The sequence below is a fragment of the Halorubrum sp. B53 genome, assembly GCF_059752395.1.
The window spans coordinates 282,364-300,666 of sequence record NZ_MWTH01000012.1 but is presented as its reverse complement, the minus strand read 5'-3'; the positions used below and the strand labels follow the sequence as shown (position 1 = coordinate 300,666).

Below are 18,303 nucleotides of genomic sequence, written 5' to 3'. Positions count from 1 at the left end.
TCCGATCGCCTGTTCTGAATTTTCGGTTGCGACGACCGGGGCGCGGATCGCTCTCGCCGGGGGCGCGCCGGTCTCGATGGGATTTATTGTGTCGCCGCGACACCGCGACCTATGGAGATTCTCCACACCTGTCTCAACGTGGCAGACGCCGACCGCACCGCCGACTGGTACGTCGAGCAGCTCGGGTTCGAGCGCTCCTGGGAGTTCACGACCGCCGACGGCGACACGCGCAACGTCTACGTCTCGGACGACGCCGGCGTCGAGTTCCAGCTGTCCGACACCGACGGCGAGGAGCCGAGTTCGGACGGCGACCGCTACGACCACGTCGCCGTCGGCGTCGACGACGTCGACGCGGCGTTCGAGGCGATCGACCACCACGGCGTCGTGAAGGAGCCGGGCGACCAGCCCGAAGCCGGCGCGCGCACGGCGTTCGTGAAGGACCCCGACGGCCACGCGGTCGAGCTGATCGAGCCGCTGTAATCCGCTCGCCCGCTCGATCGTCGGTACCGCGCGACGGCCTCGGGCTGGTCGATCCGACCCGTCGACGCCTCGTTCTACAGTCCGACGAGCAGTATCGACGCCCCGACGGCGGCCCCCGTCCAACCCGCACCGACCCAGGTCAACACGGCGAACGCCTGTCGCGCCCCCTCGCGGCTCCACTCGGACTCGCCGCCGAGATGGCGCTGGACCGTCGACATGGAGTCCCCGAAGCCGACCGTCCCGCCCCACGTCGCGACGCCGAAGCCGAACAGGAGGACGCCGAGCGCGAACGAGGTGTCGGTCGCCCGCTGCGGCCCGGTAATCGGGAGGAGTACGCCCGCGACGACGAGCCCGAGGAGGCCGCCGCCGCCGACGTACCGCGCGACGGTCCGTCCGAACGGCAGGAGATCGCGGTCAGTCAACGGTCTCGCGCATCCGCGGGTCGAGCGCGTCGCGCATCCCGTCGCCGAGGAGGTTGAAGCCGAGCACCGTCAGCGCGAGCAGCAGGCCGGGGAAGAACGACCACCACCACGCCCCGGAGAACAGCCCGAACTCGACGCCGTTCGAGAGCATCATCCCCCACGTCGGCTCCCCGGGACTGGCGCCGAAGCCGAGGAACGACAGCGCGGCGATGTCGATGATCGCGAGCCCGTAGTTGAGCGTCGACTGGACCGTGATCGGCGCGAGGCAGTTCGGGAGGACGTGACGGATGAGCAGTCGGGGGTCGGTCGCGCCCAGCGCCCGCGTGGCGTCGGTGTACTCGTCTTCGAGCACCTTCAGCGCGGCCCCGCGGACGACGCGGGCGAACCGGGGGGTGTAGACGAGCGTCAGCGCCCCAACGGCCCGCCACAGGCCCAGCTCCTCCGGGAAGATGGTGACGAGCGCGAGCGCTAAGAGTAGCGACGGGAACGACAGCAGGACGTCCATCGTCCGCATGATGACGTTGTCGGTCAGGTCGCCGTAGTACGCGGCGACGATCCCCAGACTCACCCCGAGGAACGTCGACGCGACGACGGTGACCGTTCCGTAGAGGACCGCGTACCAGGCCCCGTACATCACGCGCGGGAAGATGTCGCGGGCCTGCCCGTCCGTGCCGAAGAGGTACTCCGCGCTGGGCGAAGCCTCGGAGGGGTTCGTCCCGAACTGCGTCGCCATGAGCTCGCTGAGGTCGTAGGTGAGCCGCGCGTAGACCGCGATCAGGACGACGCTCACGATGATGATGATCCCGGTGATCGCGAGTCGGTTCGAGGAGAGCTGCGAGAGGAACGGGCTCGCGCGCAGCCGCTCGACGATGCTTCGGTCGACGGCGCCGGTCTGTGTCTCCGTGCTCATTGTTCGATACGCGGGTCGAGGACCGAGTAGGTGAGGTCGACGCCCAAGTTAACGAGCGTGTACAATACGGCGAAGACGAGGACGGTCCCCTGGACGACGGGGTAGTCGCTGCGGTTGATCGCGTCGACGAGCAGCGTGCCGATGCCGTTGATCTCGAAGACGGTCTCCGTGAGCACCGCGCCGCCGAGCAGCGATCCGAACTGGATGCCGATCACGGTGATGACGGGGATGAAGGCGTTGCGGAGGCCGTGTTTCATGACGGTGATCTTCGAGCCCTGTCCCTTCGCGCGCGCGGTCCGCATGTAGTCCTGGCGGATCACCTCGACCATCGACGAGCGCATCATCCGCGAGAGCAGCGCCATCTGATAGATCCCGAGCACCACCACCGGCAAGAGGAGGTGAACGACCGCGGACTGGAACGCCGCGACGTTCCCCGCCAACAGCGTGTCGACGAGGATGAGCCCCGTGACCGGTTCGACGAAGTACTCGGAGCCGATTCGACCGCTGGTCGGGAGGAGCCCGAGGAACTGCGCGAACAGCAGGATGAGGAGCGGACCGCTCCAGTAGATCGGGATGCTGATCCCGCTCAGCGCGCCGATGCGTGTGAGGTGGTCAGTCCACGTGTCCTGTTTGACCGCGCTGAGAATACCCAGCGGGAGCCCGAACAGGAGGCCGGCGAGCTGTCCGAGCAGCGCGAGTTCGATCGTGATCGGGAGCCGATCCACGAGGATCTGGCTCACCGCCGCGCCCCGGTTCACCTGGTAGGACTGGCCGAAGTCGAACGTCGCCACCTCGCCGAGGAAGCGAACGTACTGTTGCCAGAGCGGGTCGTCGAGCCCCAAGTCCGAGCGGACCTGGTTGACGAACTCCTGGCTCGCTCGGTCGCCGGCGATGACCACGGCGGGATCGCCCGGCGAGAGGTGGAGAATGGCAAAGACCACCGTCGCGACCCCGAACAGCACGGGGAACAGCATGAGCAGCCGTTTGAAGACGAAGCGTTTGGAGACCATTCAGGGAAACGGGCGCGTGGGACGGTCAAAAAATCTGCGTTCGGCGCTGGTTACTCGAGCTCGACCTCGGCGAGGAACGGCCCGCCGATCGCGGCGACGCTGTAGTTGCTCACGCTGTTGGACACGCCGCGGACCTCGTCGGCGTAGTCGAGGAACACCCACGGCGCCTCGTCGTGCGCGATCTGGGCGGCCTCTCGGTACAGCTCGGCGCGGTCCTCCTGATTCGTGGTCCGTTGGGCCTCCTCGACGACGCTCATGTACTCGCTGTTGGCCCACGCGGCGTTGTTCGAGGTGTTGAACCCCTCGGTGTCCCAGGAGACCCAGTCCTGCCCCTCCGGCACGTCGGTCTGCGGGTGGAGGAGGACGTAACAGAAGTTGTCGGGGTCTGCGTTGTCGGTGTACCACCCGGCGAGCGTCGCGTCGTGGCTCCCCTGGCTGGTGTACGTGAGGTAGTCGGAGAACTGCCGGTCGTCGATCGACACCTCGATGCCGACCTCGGCGAGGTTCGACCGGATCGTCTCCGCGGTCGGCAGCGGCGCCGGGTTGTACCCGCGGGGGTTCTGGAACGTCGTCAGCGAGAACGAGAACCCGTCGCCGTAGCCGGCCTCATCGAGGAGGCTCTGCGCCTGTTCGGGGTCGTACTCGTAGGGGCTGATGTCGTCGTTGTGCCCGAACAGCGCGGGCGGGATCGGCTGGTCGGCCTGCGTGGCGATACCGGAGTAGATGTTCTCGACGATCGCCTGGGTGTCGATGGCGTAGCTGATCGCGCGGCGGACCCGGCGGTCGCGGAACGCCTCGACGCGCGAGAGGTTAAACGCCATGTACCCGATGTTGATTCCCGTCGCGGTCCGGTTCTCCGCGGTGTCCGACCCCTCGATGATCTGCATGCTGTCGGGGTCGAGCCCGTCGATGATGTCGAGTTCTTCTTCGACGAGCGCCTGCGCACGCGTGGAGTTCTGCCCGCGGGTGAGGAACAGCACCCGGTCGACGTTCGGGGCCTCTCCCCAGTAGTCGTCGAAGGCGGTGAGCCGGATGCGGTTGTTGGCGTCGTCGAGGGTCTCGAGCTGGAACGGACCGGTCCCGACCATCTCCTCTCCGAGGTTCGTGTCGCCCTCGATCGCGTCCTGCGAGATGACGACGGCCGCGAACATCGCGAGGTTGCGGAGGAACGGCGCGTACGTCTGGGTCAGCGTGATCGAGAGCTCGTAGTCGCCCGGGGCCTCGACGCTGTCGATCCAGTTGCCGAGCGTGAACGGCCCGTAGACGGAGGAGTCCTCGAAGTGGTACTCGTAGTCGTCGTCGACGAACCGCCGGTACGTGGCGATGAAGTCGTCGGCGGTGAACTCCGACCCGTCGTGGAAGCTCACCCCCTCTCGTAGCGTGAGCGTCACCGAGTCGCCGTCGAGCGACCAGTCGGTGGCGAGCGACTCGGTGAGCGACGCCTCGCCCGGCTGGAACGCGATCAGCCCCTCGTACGCCTGATTGGTGACCTTCGCGACCTCGCCGCTGGTCGTGTTCTGCGGGTCGAGGGTGCTTGAGTGGGCGCCGCGGCCGTAGCGGAGCGAGGTCGTGTCGTCGCCGCCGTCCTCGCCGTCGCTGCCATCGCTGCCGTCACTGCCGTCCTCGCCGTCGCTGCCGTCGCCGCCGTTTCCGCCGCAGCCGGCGAGCGAGGCGACGGACGCCGTCGCGACCGTCGCGCCGCCCGCTCGTTGCAAGAAGCTCCGTCGTGACGTTTCCGTGGTGTCAGGGGACATACACAGGGCGTAAATTGGCTACCTAAATAATTCTGGTGGAGTGATGGGACGGATCCGCGACATAAATTCCGACGGAGTGGTCGCGCGTTTATTTATCTATCTGGTCGCTCGTCGTAGAGGTGGCACGCGGCGGGGTGGCCGCTCTCGTCGAGCGCGGGGTTCTCTCGCTCACAGACGCTCTCGAACGTCTCGCGGAGCGTGGCTTCCGCCTCCTCCCACCGGTCGTTTTTGAGGTGGTCGAAGGAGTCGGCGACGACCGCCCGCGCCTCTCCCGAGAGCGGCCCGTCGAAGAAGTACTCGAAGAGCGTCGGGTGTTCGCCGCCGTCGGCGACGGCGGTCGGCGCCGACCCGTCCTCGAGGCGGACCTCCGACTCGATGGCGTCGAGGTCGATGTCCCCCGACTCCAGGCGCTGTCGGTAGAACATCACTTCCCGGTACCGCTCCTGATCGATGTCCAGATCGGCCGGCGGAATGATCGACGGACACCGGGTGCGGAACCGACAGCCGGATGGCGGGTCGATCGGCGACGGGACGTCCCCCTTGAGGATCGTCCGATCGGCCGTGTCGGCGAGGGGGTCCGGCTCCGGAATCGCGGACAGCAGCGCCTGTGTGTAGGGGTGTTTCGGCGTCTCGAACAGCTCGTCCGTCTCGGCGACCTCGACGATCTCGCCGAGGTACATCACGGCCACCCGGTCGGAGATGTGGCGGACGACGCTCAGGTCGTGGGCGATGAACAGGAAGGTGAGCCCGAACTCCTCCTGGAGGTCCTCCAGGAGGTTGATGATCTGCGCCTGCACGGAGACGTCGAGCGCGGACACCGGCTCGTCCGCGACGATGAAGTCGGGGTCGACCGCCAGCGCCCGCGCGATGCCGACCCGCTGGCGCTGGCCGCCGGAGAGCTCGTGGGGGTATCGGCCGAACTGACCGCGCTCCAATCCGACCGCGTCCATCAGCTCGAAGACGCGCTGGCGGCGGCGTCCCTCGGCGAGGTCGTGGATCTTCAGCGGTTCCATGATCGTCTGGCCGGCGGTCATCCGCGGGTCCAGACTCGACATCGGGTCCTGGAAGACCATCTGCATGTCCTTCCGGCGCTTGCGGAGGTCCGACTTCGAGAGCGATCCGAGGTCCCCGCCGGCGAACACGACCGTGCCGTCGGTCGGCGGGTCCAGGTGGAGGATCGCGCGCCCCGCCGTGGACTTCCCGCAGCCGGACTCACCGACGAGCCCCAGCGTCTCCCGCTCGCGCACGTCGAGGTCGATCCCGTCGACGGCCCTGACGCTCGGATCGCCGGTGCCGAACACCCGGTCGAGCGGGCCCGCCTCCTGCTGGTAGTACTTCCGCATCCCGCGGACCTCGACGAGCGGGTCGCCGATGGCGGACCTGGCGCTGGCCTCGACGCCGTCGGTCCCGTAGGCGGCCTTGTCGAACTCGTCGTGGACGCATTTCGACCGGTGGTCGACGTCCTCCCCCCCGTGCTGGAGGAACGGGATCTCTCCCTCGCGGCACTGCGGTTCGGCCCACGGGCACCGTGGCGCGAAGTGGCACCCCTCGGGCATGTCGATCAGGTCGGGGACGTTCCCCTCGATCGGGGTCAGCCGCTCCTTCTCCTCGGTGGGGATCGACTCGAGCAGGGTGTAGGTGTAGGGGTGGCTCGGATTGGCGAATATCTCCTCGACGGGTCCCTCCTCGACGATCTCGCCGGCGTACATCACGGCCACCCGATCGCAGGTCTCGGCCACGACGCCGAGGTCGTGGGTGATCATCAGGACGGACATCCCGAACTCCGTCTGCAGGTCGTCGATCAGGTCGAGGATCTGCGCCTGGATCGTCACGTCGAGCGCGGTCGTCGGCTCGTCGGCGATGAGGAGGTTCGGCCGGCAGGCGAGCGCGATGGCGACGAGCACGCGCTGGCGCATCCCGCCGGAGAACTCGTGTGGGTAGTCGTCCAGGCGCTGTTTCGCCTCCGGGATGCCGACCGCCTGAAGCATTCTGACGACCTCGTCCATCACCTCCTCGTCGCCGTCGCGGCCCCCGGCCTTCGGGAGAATCTCGCGGATCCCGTTGAGCCACGAGTCGCGCTTCTGCCCGCCGTACCGGTGGAGCCGCAGCGACTCGGCGATCTGTTCGCCCACGGTGACCGCCGGGTTGAGCGAGGTCATCGGGTCCTGGAATATCATGCCCATCTCGCCGCCGCGGATCCGACGGACGGCCGCCTCGGGGGCGGCCGTCACGTCGACGATCCCCTCGGTGACCTCGACGTCGCTCGGCTTCGCGCCGTCGCGGATCCGCTCGCGGGCGTCGGCGTCGAGGAACACGAAACCGTCGACGGCGTCGGCGAGCGCCGCCTCGAGGTCGTCGCCGACGGCCGTCGGGTCGGCGTCGTCCGCGAGGCGATCGGCGGCGGTCGCGAGGTCGCTCGCGAGGTCGTCGGGGTCCGCCTCGCCGGCGAGGTCGTCGACCATTCCGCGGAGCTCCGCCGCCGTGTCGGGGACGCGTCGTCCGGCGCGGAGGTCGCTGCTCACGGCCGCGATCGCGTCGACCAGTTCGGACGGGTACGGGACGTACGCGCCGTCGAACTCCTCGAGGAGAGAGGTAGCGAGCGCCGGATCCGCGAGGGTGATCCGGCCGCCGACGACCTCGCCGGGATCGTCGACGAGGTCCATCGCCGAGAGGGCGGTAACGCTCTTCCCGGAGCCTGATTCGCCGACGAGGCCGACAGTCTCGCCGTCCTCTATCGAGAGGTCGATACCGTCGACGGCCTTGACCGCGCCCCGTTCGGTTCTGAACTGGGTCCGGAGCGACGAGAGCGAGAGGAGGTCAGTCACTACCGGCGGTAGCGCGCCTGACGGAAAAATATCTTTGGGGACAGTGGAACCTTTATACGACTACCGGAGCGTCTCACGATATGAGCGGTCCCGCAGGCGACGACGCGCCCACGAACGTACAGGTCGGAGACGGGTGGTCCGCGGTCATGGAGGACATGGAGGCGACCGCGGCGGAGTACCGAGCGCGCGGGTGGACGGCGCTCGAACTGCACCCCGGGGACTCGGTCCTGGTCGACTCGGACCGTCGAACGGGGCTCGACGTCGTCCTCCCCGGCCCGGAGTTCGAGGACCTCGAGTCGCTCGTCGACGACCGGGAGTTCCGAGACGTCGAGGTGTTCCGGGCGGAGGGCGACGGGCTGGTGTACCTGCTCGTCGCCGAGCTCGCTCCCGAGAGCGAGACGGCCGTGTTCGTCCCCGCGTACTACGACCCGAGCCAGGCGGCGGAGACGATCGAATCGATCAGAGACGCGGGAACTGTGCGCCTCTTCTGTCGCCGATTGAACGACGACACCGTGCGGTTCGTCCACGACGATCCGGCGCCGTTCCTCCCGGAACCCGTCGAATAAGCGTTTGTCGTGAATCAACGGTGACAGCACGTCGGAGACGCGTGAACGGCACGCTCCGGAGCCGACGGGTCCAATAAAAAGAACTTCTCGAAGTCGGACGCGGCCTCAGAGGATGCCGGCGGCCTCGGCGGTCTCGACGATGTCCTGCGCCATCTTGTTGGTCGCCTCGTCGACCATCTGGCCGTCGACGCTCACGGCGCCTTTGCCCTCCTCCATCGCCTCGGCGTAGGCGTCGACGATGCGCTTGGCGCGCTCGGCGGTCTCCGGATCCGGCGCGAACACTTCGTTGCCGATTTCGATCTGCGACGGGTGGATCGCCCACTTGCCGTCGCAGCCGATCATGTTGGCGTTCTCGGCGGACTCGCGGAAGCCCTCGGCGTCCTCGATGTCGGCGTAGGGCCCGTCGAGACACGGCAGACCGGCCGACTTCGCCGCGGCGTTACACTCGGAGAGCGCGTGGTGCCAGTAGTGGCCCGGGTACTCCGGGAACTGACCGATGTCGAGCCCGGGCGTCCCCATCGCGGCGGAGTAGTCGCCCGGACCGAAGATGATCGACGAGAGCCGGTCGGAGGCGTGCGCGATGTCGTGGACGTTGTGCATCCCTTCGCCGTCCTCGATCTGCGGTTCGAGGCCGATGCCGCCGACTTCCAGGTCGTTGTTCTCCTCAACCTGTTCGAGCAGGTTCTCGACGGTGTGGATGTCGCTGGCGGACTTGACCTTCGGAACGATGATGTCGTCGATATACTCGCCCGCCTCGCCGACGACCGTGATCAGGTCGTCGTACCACCACTTGGTGTCGATCCCGTTCATGCGGAAGCTGAGGACCTTGTCGCTCCAGTCCTCCTCGCGTGCGGCCTTGATGAGCGGCTCGCGCGCGTCCGGCTTCGCGTTCGGCGCCACGGAGTCCTCCAGGTCGAGGAACACCTCGTCGGCGTCGCTGTCGGCCGCCGAGTGCATCATCTTCTCGTCGCTCGCGGGCGTTGCAAGCTGCGTCCGGCGAAGAGTCACGTCAGTCATATAGCGGCCGTACCACGCTCGTCCATGAAAATAAAGCTACCTCACCCGGGGGTATTTTCTCTGAGTCGGAAGCGAGTTAACATAGAAAGGACGGCCGCTGAACCCCGGCCGTGTCGGGTGCGCTCAGCGGTCCGCGCGGCGGACCACGGCCACGATCAGCAGCGCGAGGGCGAGCGCCCCGACGACCCCGCCCAGGGCGGTCGGCGGGACGAGCCCCGGCTCCCCGACCGGAGCGCCCCCGGCCGCTCCGATCGACGCGATCACGGACAGCGTCACGATAACCGCGGCGAGGAAGACCGTACGAGCCAACGAGCGTGTCATCTACTGACCACCGGTCGTTGTCCCGCCTCGCGTGAACCGTCGATGAGCCCGTACATACTCGCGACACTCCGCCGTGGAGCTATCGTAACGAAGGCCCGGCGGTAGGGTAGTATTTCGCCGCCAGAACCGTCGTTTCCGGCTGCTGAAACATCGTCAAGGAGAGCCTGAAACCAGGTCTAAGACGCTGAGCTGCGGGATACGGACTTACCGCTCACCGAGACGTCGACCGCGAAAAATCGTCGGGATTCGAGGCGGGAACGGCCCCGGCCGCGTCAGTCGTCGGCCGGGGTGCGCGGTTCGGCCGGCGGCTCGGCGTCGTCCGCCGGGTCGTCGACGGCCTCGACGTCGGGGGACTCGTCGAGCCGTTCGTCCGCCTCCTCGGACCGGTGACGCGCTCGGAGCTCCTCGATCGAGCGCGCCTCGACGTTGTGATGGCACATGACAACAGTTGTCAAGGACCATGCACGGATAAGCGTTACGCCGATATCGCGGAGAGGACCGCTGAAACGGGCGTTCCTACGGTTTGACGAGCACCGTGATCGCCTCGCGCTCGTCCATCATCCGGTAGCCCTCGGCGACCTCGTCGAGGCCGACCGTCTCGGTGAAGATCGGCGCGGGGGCGAGAGTGTCCCGGAGCACGTCGGTCATCGGCTCCTCGGCGTACGCGCTGACGAGAGCGACGCCGCCGGTGAGCGTGACGTCGTCACCGACTCGCGTACTTATACGCCTGTATTATTCGCAGAGACCGTTATTCACCGAGCCCCGAATGGTCACGTATGGGAGGATTCAATCGAGAGCCGCCGCCGACTCGATCGACTGATACCGTCGGACGTCGCGGTAACGCGGAGGTGCGCAGGCCATGAGCGGGGGTGCGACCGACCGCGATCCGGCCGCCGGCGACGCCGAGGACGGCTGGACCATCGTCGCCGCCGTCAAGCAGGTCCCCGACAGCGACGAGGTCGGGATCGACCCCGACACGGGACGGCTCGACCGAGCGAACGCCCCCGCCGTGCTCAACGCGCCCGATAGGGACGCGTTAGAGGCCGCGCTGTCGATCCGCGACGCGGTCGGCGGCACGGTCACCGCGATCACGATGGGGCCGCCGACGGCGACGGACGTGTTGGAGGAGGCGGTCGCGATGGGGTGTGACGACGCCGCGCTCGTCACCGACCGCGCGTTCGCCGGCAGCGACACGTGGCCGACGAGCTACGCGCTCGCCGAGACCGTCGACCACCTCGACGCCGACGTGGTCGTCTGCGGCGAGGAGACGACGGACTCCTCGACCGGGCAGGTCCCGCCGGGGATCGCCGCCCACAACGGCTGGGCGCAGCTGACCTACGTCGAGGGCGTCGACCCGCTCCCCGAGGAGGGTCGGCTCGCCGCGCGACGCGACGTCGAGGGGGGCCACGAGCGGGTCGCCGCCGACCTCCCCGTCGTCGTCGCGGTCGCGTACGGGGAGTTCGAGCCGAGGCCCGCCGGCCTCCACCGGAAGCTCTACGCCGAGAACGACTTCGAGCCGATGGAGCTCACGGCCGACGACCTCGGGATCGACGCCGACGACGTGGGGATGGACGCCTCCCCGACGCAGGTCGGCGGGATGGAGACGGTCGAGCCGGTCGACCGCGAGAAGGAGACGGTCGAGACGCCCGCGGAACTCCTCGACGCCCTCGCGGACGAGGGGGTGATCGCCCGATGACCGACGCCGAGACCGGCGACGCGGAATCGGCGCCGAGCGAGGTCGACCGCGCCGGCGACGTCTGGGTGTTCATCGAGGAGCACGCGGGCGACGTGATGTCCGTCTCGTGGGAGCTGCTCACCGAGGGACGACGGCTCGCGGACGACCTCGGCGACGACCTCGTCGCGCTCGTCATCGGCGAGGACGTCGGCGACGTGGCCGACGAGGCGATCGCTCGCGGCGCCGACCGCGTCCTCGTCGCCGACGACCCCGTGTTCGAGCCGTACCGCGCGGACCCGTACGGCACGCAGTTCCGCGCGCTGGTCGAGGAGCGGATCCCCTCGATCGTCCTGATCGGCGGCACGCACACCGGTCGCGACTTCGCCGGGCGCGTCGCCGTGCCGGCCCACGCCGGCCTCACCGCCGACGTGACCGAGCTCGACGTCGACGAGGACGGGCAGCTGCTGGCTCGCCGACCAGCCTTCGGCGGCGACGTGCTGGCGACCATCGTCTGCCCGGAGCACCGCCCGCAGATGGCGACCGTCCGGGCCGGCGTGTTCGAGACGGCCGACCCCGAGCCCGAACGCGAGGGCGACGTGGAAGCCGTGGCGGTCGTCGTGGAGGAGGCCGACGCGCTCACGGAGGTGCGAGAGCGCGACGTGAGCGACACCGCCGACATCACCGACGCGGACCGCATCGTCGCGGTCGGCGGCGGGACGGAGGGCGAGCTCGGCCCCGCACGGGCGCTCGCCGAGGCGCTCGACGCGGAGCTCGCCGCCAGCCGCAAGGCGGTCGACGAGGGGTGGGTCGACGGCGCCCGCCAGGTCGGGCAGACCGGCAAGACCGTCCGCCCCGAGCTGTACGTCGCGCTCGGCGTCTCCGGCGCCGTCCAACACGTCGAGGGGATGAACGACAGCGAGGTCGTCGTCGCGGTCAACGACGACCCCAACGCACCGATCTTCGAGCACGCCGACTACGGGATCGTCGGCGACCTCTTCGAGGTGGCGCCGCGGCTGACGACGGCGCTGGAGGGCGAGGCCGATCCCGAGGAGGTACTCCAATGACCGACGACGCGGACGCGACCGAGCGGTCCGAACCGATCGCGAACCCGAGCTACGACGACGCCTTCGACGCCATCGTGGTGGGCGCCGGGCTCGCCGGGAGCGCGGCGGCCGTCACGATGGCCGACGAGGGGCTCGACGTGCTCCTGATAGAGCGGGGTCGGTACCCCGGCGCGAAGAACGTGTTCGGCGGCGTGCTGTACACGCCGACGCTCCGCGAGCTCGTGGACGTCACCTCGGCGCCGGTCGAGCGATACGTCGCCGAGAAGCGGTTCAGCATGCTGTCCGACGACGACGAGACGGCGGTGTCGCTGCGGCCCGGCGAGTGGCACGACCCGCCGCACAACGACTCGTACACGGTCCTCCGCGGCGAGTTCGACCGCTGGTTCGCCGAGCAGGCGGTCGAGGCCGGCGCGGTCCTGCTCACGGAGACGACGGTGACCGGGCTCGTCCGCGAGGACGACGGGCGGATCGCCGGCGTCGAGACCGACCGGCCGGACGGGACGATCACGGCCGACTACGTCGTCCTCGCGGAGGGCGGCAACTCGCTGGTGAGCGAGGGGGCCGACCTCAAGAAACCGGAGCGCGCCGAGAACATCGCCGTCGGGGTAAAAGAGGTGCTGGAGTTCCCCGAGCGCGACGGGGTCATCCGGGACCGGTTCCGGCTGTCGAACGACGCCGGCGTCTCGTACCACTACTTCGGCGAGGGCGCCGTCGGCGACGCGGTCGGCGGCGGGTTCATCTACACGAACGAGGACACGGTGAGCGTCGGGCTCGCGTACCGGCTCTCGGACGCCGCCGGGACCCAGCCGAAGCCCGAGCAGACGCTGAACGCCTTCAAGTCGCACCCGGCGGTCGCGCCGCTGCTCAGGGGCGCCCGGACGGTGGAGTACGGCGCGAAGACGATCCCGGAGGGCGGCAGCGAGTCGGTCCCCGAACTGGTTCACGACGGCGCCGTCGTCGTGGGGGACGCCGCGGGGCTCGTGCTCAACAACGGCGTCCACCTCGAGGGGACGAACATGGCCGTCGAGAGCGGCCACCTCGCCGGCGAGGCGGTCGCGGAGGCGGCCGAGCGCGGCCGCACCGACGAGGCGGCGTTCAGGTCGTATCCGGAGCGGCTGGAGGAGTCGTTCGTCGTCCAGAACCTCGAGCGGTACGGCTGGCTCATGGAGCGCGTCGAGACGGACCGCGACCTGATCTTCGAGGAGCTCCCGCACGCGCTCGCGGACGCCGGCGCGGAGTACTTCCGGATGGACCGAGAGCCGAAAGAGAAACACGCCGAAGAGGCGAGAGAGCGGCTCTTCGAGACCGTCGGCGGTCTCCGAGGCGCCGCCAAGCTCGCCTACCGCTACAGAGGAGTTCTCCGATGAGCGCCACACCCAACGTTCCGAACGTCGACGCCGGAGCACCGTCCGCCGAGAACGACACGCTGGAAGACCGGCTGTACACGGTCCGGTACGACGATCCGGGGGAGTCGCACCTCGACGTGAAGATCCCCGGCATCTGCGCGGAGGGCTGTACCACCTACGACTGCATCGACGTCTGCCCCGCCAACGTCTGGCGAGAGGGCGACGACGGCGTGCCGAACATCGCCTACGAGAACTGCCTGGAGTGCGGGAGCTGCCGGTGGGCGTGTCCGAAGGGGAACGTCGAGTGGACGTACCCGACGCGCGGCGCGGGGGTGTCATATAAAAAGGGATAGAGAGGATTTAAAAGGAGACGAGAGACTGAAAAGCGGTACCGAGGGCCGCGAACACCACCTTCAGGAAACGGCGTGCCGTCCGTTGATCGAAGCTCCGCCCGCACATATTTTTAGCACTTGAAATAAACCGATTTCGAGAGAAAATAACTCTTAAATCGATTCTGGGTCATCCGCGGATCGAACGATGACGCCGAGACGGGACACCGACGTCTCGACGAACCGATCGAGGACGGGACCCGAGCCGTGAGCGACGGACCGACGCTCCGCATCGTCGACGCGCCGGACGACGACCCCGGCGGCGCGGTGCCCGCTCCGGTCCCGCCGGACGACCCCGAGGCGTGGTACGCCCCCGACGTGCGGGCGCAGTACGAGGCCGCGCCGGGCGTCGTCGCCACGGTCCGCGAGCGCGACGGCGGCCGGTTCGGCTACGACGTCCGCGAGCCGCCGCTGTCCCCCGCCGACGAGGCGGCGTTAGCGCGCGTCCGCGACCACTTCTCCGCGGTCCGGCACCGCCGACCGCTCACCCGCGTCGGCGTCGTCGAACGGGCCGAGGCGGGGTTCGAGCCGAAGTACGACCGCGCGCTCGACCGCCTGCTCGACGCGAGCGCCGCGGCGCGCCGCCGGATCGACTACCACGCGCTGCGGGACCTCCGGCTGCTCGGCGACGTGACGCCGCTCGCCTTGGACGACCGGATCGAGGTGGCCGACGTGGGCGACGAGCGCGAGCTGGTCGTCCACACCGAGACGTTCGCGCCGCTGGAGACGGGGATCGACGCCGACGCCGACTACGTCGAGCGGGTCGCCGCCGAGCGGCTCTCGCAGTACGCGGTCGGCTTCGCCGGCCTCTCGGTCGACGTGGTCGTCTACCGGGAGCGGCTGCTCGGCTCCGACGCGTTCGAGACGAAGTACGCGGTCCTCGAGCCGGACCTCCTCCCCGGCGACGAGGCGCTGATCGAGGAGTGCAAAGAGCGGATCTGGGAGACGACCGTGAACGGCGCGGTCGACGACCGCGAGGCGTTCGTGGCCGAACACGCCCGGCGGTTCCTCTCCCGGCGGCTCACCGCGCGCAACACCCGGGCGTGGCTCGACGCGGCCGCCCACCGGGTCCGGTCCGCGCTCGCCGACCGCGGGCTCGCCGTGCCGCCGGTCGACTCCCGGTACGCGCACGACCGGCTCGACGACCTGGCGTACTACGTGCTCCGCGACTTCGTCGGCGAGGGAATCCTCACGGTACCGATCCGGGACCCGAACTTGGAGGACGTCGAGGCCAACCGCGTCGGCGAGCGCGTGAAGGTCGTCCCGCGGGCGTCCGTTCTGCGAGGCGTAGAGGCCGAGGGCGACGCCGAGACCGACCACGACGACCCGACGCCGGACGCCGGCGCCCGGGTCCCGACCAACCTCGCGTTCGAGGACGAGACGACGTTCGTCAACGTCGTCACGGGGCTGGCGGCCCGCGACGGGACCGAGCTCAACGCCTCCACGCCGTCGGCGAAGGTGAACCTCGAGATCGACGGCGTCGACGAGACGATCCGGTGTGCGGTGGCGCTGCCCGTCATCTCCGCGGACGGCCCGCACGTCTCGATCCGGAAGCAGAGCGCGGACGCGATGACCCCCGTCGATCTGGTCGATCGCGGGACGCTCTCGACCGAGCTCGTCACGCTGCTGTGGCTGTGCTACGAGCACCGCGGCGTCGTCCTCTTCGCGGGGCCGACGGGCGTCGGGAAGACGACGCTGCTCAACGCCCACACTCCCTTCATCCCGTTCGACGACCGACCGGTGTCGATCGACGAGGGGTCCCGCGAGGTCCGGCTTCCGCACGAGACCGGGGTGTCGCTCACCACCCGCGAGCACGAGGAGGCGTACAAGGCCGTGAGCATGTCGGAGCTGATGACGGAGGCGAACTACCTGAATCCGGACGTGGAGGTGATCGCCGAGATCAACACGCCGGCGAGCTTCGAGACGTTCGCCGAGACCCTCAACACGGGCCACGGGGTGATCGGCTCCACGCACGCCGAGGACGTCGAGGCGCTCGTGAACCGCGTGGTGGAGCGCGGGCTCCCGCCGTACCTGCTCCGCGAGATCGACCTCGTCGTCTTCCCCCGACAGGTCGGCGGCGAGCGATACGTCTCGCGGGCGGTCGAGCTGCTCTCCGCCGAGGAGTACGAGGCGCTCGACCCGGAGGCGAAGCGGAGCCCGACAGGGGACCCCAAGCGCGGCGGCGCCGGCGTCGTCGACAAGGGCGGGGAGGCGGTGTACTACAACACCCTCGCGTGGCGCGACGCCGACGGCGAGTTCCGGTTCCCGGGCGCCCCCGAGAGCGACGCGGCGACCGCGCCGGGCGACGGACCGCGTCTCCACGCGTTCGACCGAATCGCGGACCACACGGACCGCGAGACCGACGCCGTGCGGTCCGAGTTCGTCGCCAAGCGCCGGTACGTCGAGTATCTCGTCCGCGAGGGCGTCGACGACGTCGACGCGCTGTTCGAGTTCCTCGCCGACCTCCGGACCGACGAGGCCGCGACCGTCGAGCGCGCGGCGCGGACGATGGACCGGGCGGCGGACGAGCGCGGTAAAAAGGACGAACGGGGGCGACCGTGAGTCGGGAGCCGACCGCCGACGGCGACGATGCGGGCGCGAGGCTGGGCCGGGCCGTCGACGCCGCCGAGGCCGACGGGTTCCTGCGGAGCGGTCGGTCGGCGGCCGTCGACCGGGTCCTCTACGCGCTGTTCGCGCGGCACGCGAGCGACCGGCGGCACGACGCCGACCGGAAGCGGTACCGCGGGACGGCGCTGGACACGGGGTTCGAGACGTACCTGTCGCGGGTGTACGGGTGCTCGTGGCTCGTCGCGCTGGCCGTCGCCGGACCGACCCTCCTCGTCGCTCTCGGCGCGGCGCCCGATCTGCTCGCGGCCCTTGAGAGGTGGATCGGCGAGAGTGCGACGGTCTCGTTGCCGTCGTCCGGGGCGGTCGCCGTCGCGCTCGCCGGGCTCGCCGGGCTCCTCGCGAAGCGAGCGACGGTTCGGCTGGGGGGACTCCACCTCCGGTGGCTCACGGCGACGCGCCGGACGGACATCGAGCGGACGCTCCCGGCGGCGGTCCGGTACCTCGAACTGCTCGCCTCCGGGAGCGACGGGCCACGTGAGATGGTCGCAAAGACCGCCGCCAGCGACGCGTACGGCGGGACGGCCACGTCGCTCCGGAAGGCGCTCAACGCGGCGCGGCTCGCCGGGAGCCTCGACGAGGGGCTCCGGCGGGTGGCCCGCGACACCCCCTCGCGGGAACTGCTCGCGCCGTTCCTGCTGAAGTTCCGGAAGCACGCCGCGACCGGCGACGAGGCGCTCGCGGAGTACCTCCGGACGGAGAGCCGGATGCTCGCCCACCGACAGGACCGGGCCCGCAAGCGCGCTCGCCGGTTCCTCGAACTGCTCACGGAGCTGTTCGTCGCCGTGCTGGTGTTGCCGGCGCTGCTCGTCATCGCGGCGACCGCGCTCACCGTCGTGGTCCCCGAGCTGCTCCCGCCGGTCGACACGCCGGTCGGGGTGGTGCCGACGCGTGCGGTCGTGCTCTACGGTGCCGTCGTCTTCCTCGTCGCCATCGGGCTCGCCGGCGCCGTCGCCGTCGGGACGCTCCGCCCGCCGAACCAGCGCGCGAGCTACGACCTGCCGGGGGCGCCGCGCGCGGTCCTCGCCTCGGTCGGGCGCAACCCGGCGAGCGCCGCGGTCGTCTGCGCGCCGCCGGCCGCCCTGCTGGCGATCGGGCTCGCGGTCGCGGAGTACACGCTCGTCAACGTGGTGCTGCTCTCGTACGCGGCGTTCGCGGTCCCCGTGGGGAGCGTCGCGGTCAGGCGCACTCGCATCGACGACGCGAAGGACCGCGAGCTGGTCGACTTCGTCCACGCCGTCTCCGGCCACGTCGCGCACGGGCGCCCCTTCCCGGACGCGGTCGCGGCCGTGGCGCGCGACGTCGACCTCGGGGTGCTCGACGACGACGTGGCCGCCCTCGCGTTCGCGCTCGGGTCGACGACGGCGACGGGCGAGACACGTACCGAGACCGACGGCGCCGCCGACGTCCGCGCGGCCGCCATCGACCGCTTCGTCGACCGCGTGGGGACGCCCCTCGCCGAGGGGACGCTCGGACTCGTAACGGGCGCGCTGAACGCCGGGAGCGACGCCGACGCCGTCTTCGAGACGCTCCGGATCGAGGTGGGACAGCTGTACAGCGAGCAGCGCGCGCTCCGCTCGTCGATGCACCCGTACGTCGCGGTCGGCTGGGCGGCGGCCGCGCTGGTCGCCGGCGTCGTCGCCGTCGTCAACACGCAGGTGATCGACGCCGCCCGGCTCGCCGACCTCGCCGCCGCCACCGACCTCGTCACCGAACCGGAGACGGTCCACCCCGACCTGGAGCGCTTCCGGCTGTACGTCGTCACGCAGGCGACGATGCTCGCCTCGGGCTGGTTCGCGGGCACCGCCTCCCGCGGGCGCTACGAGGCGCTGCTCCACTCCGGACTGCTCGTGGGGATCTGTTACGCCGTCTTCACCGCCGGCGGCCTTTTATAAGCGA

General features: G+C 69.8%; 16 protein-coding genes and 1 pseudogene. 8 read left to right on the top strand and 9 right to left on the bottom strand.

Annotation, left to right across the window (positions count from 1 at the left end; all coding sequences use genetic code 11):
* The first annotated feature begins 111 nt into the window (after window positions 1-111).
* Window positions 112-480, top strand: coding sequence for a VOC family protein (locus tag B4V06_RS10710; protein WP_123113885.1), 369 nt, complete (start codon window positions 112-114; stop codon window positions 478-480).
* 74 nt (window positions 481-554) lie between these two features.
* Here B4V06_RS10710 and B4V06_RS10705 read toward each other — a convergent pair whose 3' ends face one another.
* The 5 genes from B4V06_RS10705 to B4V06_RS10685 all read right to left on the bottom strand — a co-directional run bounded on the left by B4V06_RS10705 (window position 555) and on the right by B4V06_RS10685 (window position 7,401).
* A complete protein-coding gene (locus tag B4V06_RS10705; protein WP_123113884.1) occupies window positions 555-902 on the bottom strand; it encodes a DUF7268 family protein in 348 nt (115 codons plus the stop codon).
* A complete protein-coding gene (locus B4V06_RS10700) occupies window positions 895-1,812 on the bottom strand; it encodes an ABC transporter permease (protein WP_123113883.1) in 918 nt (305 codons plus the stop codon). Before B4V06_RS10700 ends, B4V06_RS10705 begins: the two co-directional genes overlap by 8 nt.
* Window positions 1,809-2,822, bottom strand: coding sequence for an ABC transporter permease (locus B4V06_RS10695; RefSeq protein ID WP_123113882.1), 1,014 nt, complete (start codon window positions 2,820-2,822; stop codon window positions 1,809-1,811). The genes B4V06_RS10700 and B4V06_RS10695 overlap by 4 nt, the downstream gene beginning before the upstream one ends.
* Before the next feature lie 50 nt (window positions 2,823-2,872).
* Complete coding sequence (locus B4V06_RS10690; protein WP_123113881.1) at window positions 2,873-4,576, bottom strand: ABC transporter substrate-binding protein; 1,704 nt, start codon at window positions 4,574-4,576, stop codon at window positions 2,873-2,875.
* A gap of 92 nt (window positions 4,577-4,668) precedes the next feature.
* Window positions 4,669-7,401 (bottom strand): dipeptide ABC transporter ATP-binding protein, encoded by a 2,733-nt coding sequence (locus tag B4V06_RS10685; protein WP_498169762.1) that lies wholly within the window; start codon window positions 7,399-7,401, stop codon window positions 4,669-4,671.
* A gap of 80 nt (window positions 7,402-7,481) precedes the next feature.
* Between B4V06_RS10685 and B4V06_RS10680 the strand changes: the two genes are divergently transcribed.
* Window positions 7,482-7,967: a DUF7529 family protein gene (locus B4V06_RS10680; RefSeq protein WP_498169759.1), complete on the top strand. Its 486-nt coding sequence runs from the start codon at window positions 7,482-7,484 to the stop codon at window positions 7,965-7,967.
* Between the two features lie 105 nt (window positions 7,968-8,072).
* On the opposite strand, the gene B4V06_RS10675 is transcribed toward B4V06_RS10680, so the two are convergent.
* The 4 genes and pseudogenes from B4V06_RS10675 to B4V06_RS10660 form a co-directional block, all read right to left on the bottom strand.
* A complete protein-coding gene (locus tag B4V06_RS10675; protein WP_123113878.1) occupies window positions 8,073-8,984 on the bottom strand; it encodes an HpcH/HpaI aldolase/citrate lyase family protein in 912 nt (303 codons plus the stop codon).
* A gap of 123 nt (window positions 8,985-9,107) precedes the next feature.
* The gene (locus B4V06_RS10670; protein ID WP_123113877.1) at window positions 9,108-9,305 is read right to left on the bottom strand and encodes a hypothetical protein; all 198 of its coding nucleotides are present in this window, start codon (window positions 9,303-9,305) and stop codon (window positions 9,108-9,110) included.
* 272 nt (window positions 9,306-9,577) lie between these two features.
* Complete coding sequence (locus tag B4V06_RS10665; RefSeq protein ID WP_176329366.1) at window positions 9,578-9,745, bottom strand: hypothetical protein; 168 nt, start codon at window positions 9,743-9,745, stop codon at window positions 9,578-9,580.
* A gap of 76 nt (window positions 9,746-9,821) precedes the next feature.
* Window positions 9,822-10,013: pseudogene (locus B4V06_RS10660) on the bottom strand (IMP dehydrogenase); the annotation flags it as partial.
* Between the two features lie 151 nt (window positions 10,014-10,164).
* Between B4V06_RS10660 and B4V06_RS10655 the strand changes: the two are divergent.
* From B4V06_RS10655 to B4V06_RS10630, 6 genes are all read left to right on the top strand, one after another.
* Window positions 10,165-11,001, top strand: a complete 837-nt coding sequence (locus B4V06_RS10655) for an electron transfer flavoprotein subunit beta/FixA family protein (RefSeq protein WP_498169755.1) — start codon at window positions 10,165-10,167, stop codon at window positions 10,999-11,001.
* Window positions 10,998-12,044, top strand: a complete 1,047-nt coding sequence (locus tag B4V06_RS10650) for an electron transfer flavoprotein subunit alpha/FixB family protein (RefSeq protein ID WP_498169753.1) — start codon at window positions 10,998-11,000, stop codon at window positions 12,042-12,044. The genes B4V06_RS10655 and B4V06_RS10650 overlap by 4 nt, the downstream gene beginning before the upstream one ends.
* Window positions 12,041-13,411: an FAD-dependent oxidoreductase gene (locus tag B4V06_RS10645; protein ID WP_498169751.1), complete on the top strand. Its 1,371-nt coding sequence runs from the start codon at window positions 12,041-12,043 to the stop codon at window positions 13,409-13,411. The genes B4V06_RS10650 and B4V06_RS10645 overlap by 4 nt, the downstream gene beginning before the upstream one ends.
* On the top strand, window positions 13,408-13,743 hold the full coding sequence (locus B4V06_RS10640; RefSeq protein WP_123113873.1) for a ferredoxin family protein: 336 nt from the start codon (window positions 13,408-13,410) through the stop codon (window positions 13,741-13,743). Before B4V06_RS10645 ends, B4V06_RS10640 begins: the two co-directional genes overlap by 4 nt.
* A gap of 243 nt (window positions 13,744-13,986) precedes the next feature.
* Window positions 13,987-16,341, top strand: a complete 2,355-nt coding sequence (locus B4V06_RS10635; protein WP_498169749.1) for a type II/IV secretion system ATPase subunit — start codon at window positions 13,987-13,989, stop codon at window positions 16,339-16,341.
* Window positions 16,338-18,299: a type II secretion system F family protein gene (locus tag B4V06_RS10630; RefSeq protein WP_498169747.1), complete on the top strand. Its 1,962-nt coding sequence runs from the start codon at window positions 16,338-16,340 to the stop codon at window positions 18,297-18,299. Before B4V06_RS10635 ends, B4V06_RS10630 begins: the two co-directional genes overlap by 4 nt.
* Window positions 18,300-18,303: the final 4 nt, after the last annotated feature.

Coding starts and splice junctions, on each gene's coding strand:
- B4V06_RS10710 (WP_123113885.1), top strand. CDS start 112: ATGGAGATTCTCCACACCTGTCTCAACGTGGCAGACGCCGACCGCACC.
- B4V06_RS10700 (WP_123113883.1), bottom strand. CDS start 1,812: ATGAGCACGGAGACACAGACCGGCGCCGTCGACCGAAGCATCGTCGAG.
- B4V06_RS10640 (WP_123113873.1), top strand. CDS start 13,408: ATGAGCGCCACACCCAACGTTCCGAACGTCGACGCCGGAGCACCGTCC.
- B4V06_RS10665 (WP_176329366.1), bottom strand. CDS start 9,745: ATGTGCCATCACAACGTCGAGGCGCGCTCGATCGAGGAGCTCCGAGCG.
- B4V06_RS10695 (WP_123113882.1), bottom strand. CDS start 2,822: ATGGTCTCCAAACGCTTCGTCTTCAAACGGCTGCTCATGCTGTTCCCC.
- B4V06_RS10655 (WP_498169755.1), top strand. CDS start 10,165: ATGAGCGGGGGTGCGACCGACCGCGATCCGGCCGCCGGCGACGCCGAG.
- B4V06_RS10675 (WP_123113878.1), bottom strand. CDS start 8,984: ATGACTGACGTGACTCTTCGCCGGACGCAGCTTGCAACGCCCGCGAGC.
- B4V06_RS10645 (WP_498169751.1), top strand. CDS start 12,041: ATGACCGACGACGCGGACGCGACCGAGCGGTCCGAACCGATCGCGAAC.
- B4V06_RS10650 (WP_498169753.1), top strand. CDS start 10,998: ATGACCGACGCCGAGACCGGCGACGCGGAATCGGCGCCGAGCGAGGTC.
- B4V06_RS10670 (WP_123113877.1), bottom strand. CDS start 9,305: ATGACACGCTCGTTGGCTCGTACGGTCTTCCTCGCCGCGGTTATCGTG.
- B4V06_RS10690 (WP_123113881.1), bottom strand. CDS start 4,576: ATGTCCCCTGACACCACGGAAACGTCACGACGGAGCTTCTTGCAACGA.
- B4V06_RS10680 (WP_498169759.1), top strand. CDS start 7,482: ATGAGCGGTCCCGCAGGCGACGACGCGCCCACGAACGTACAGGTCGGA.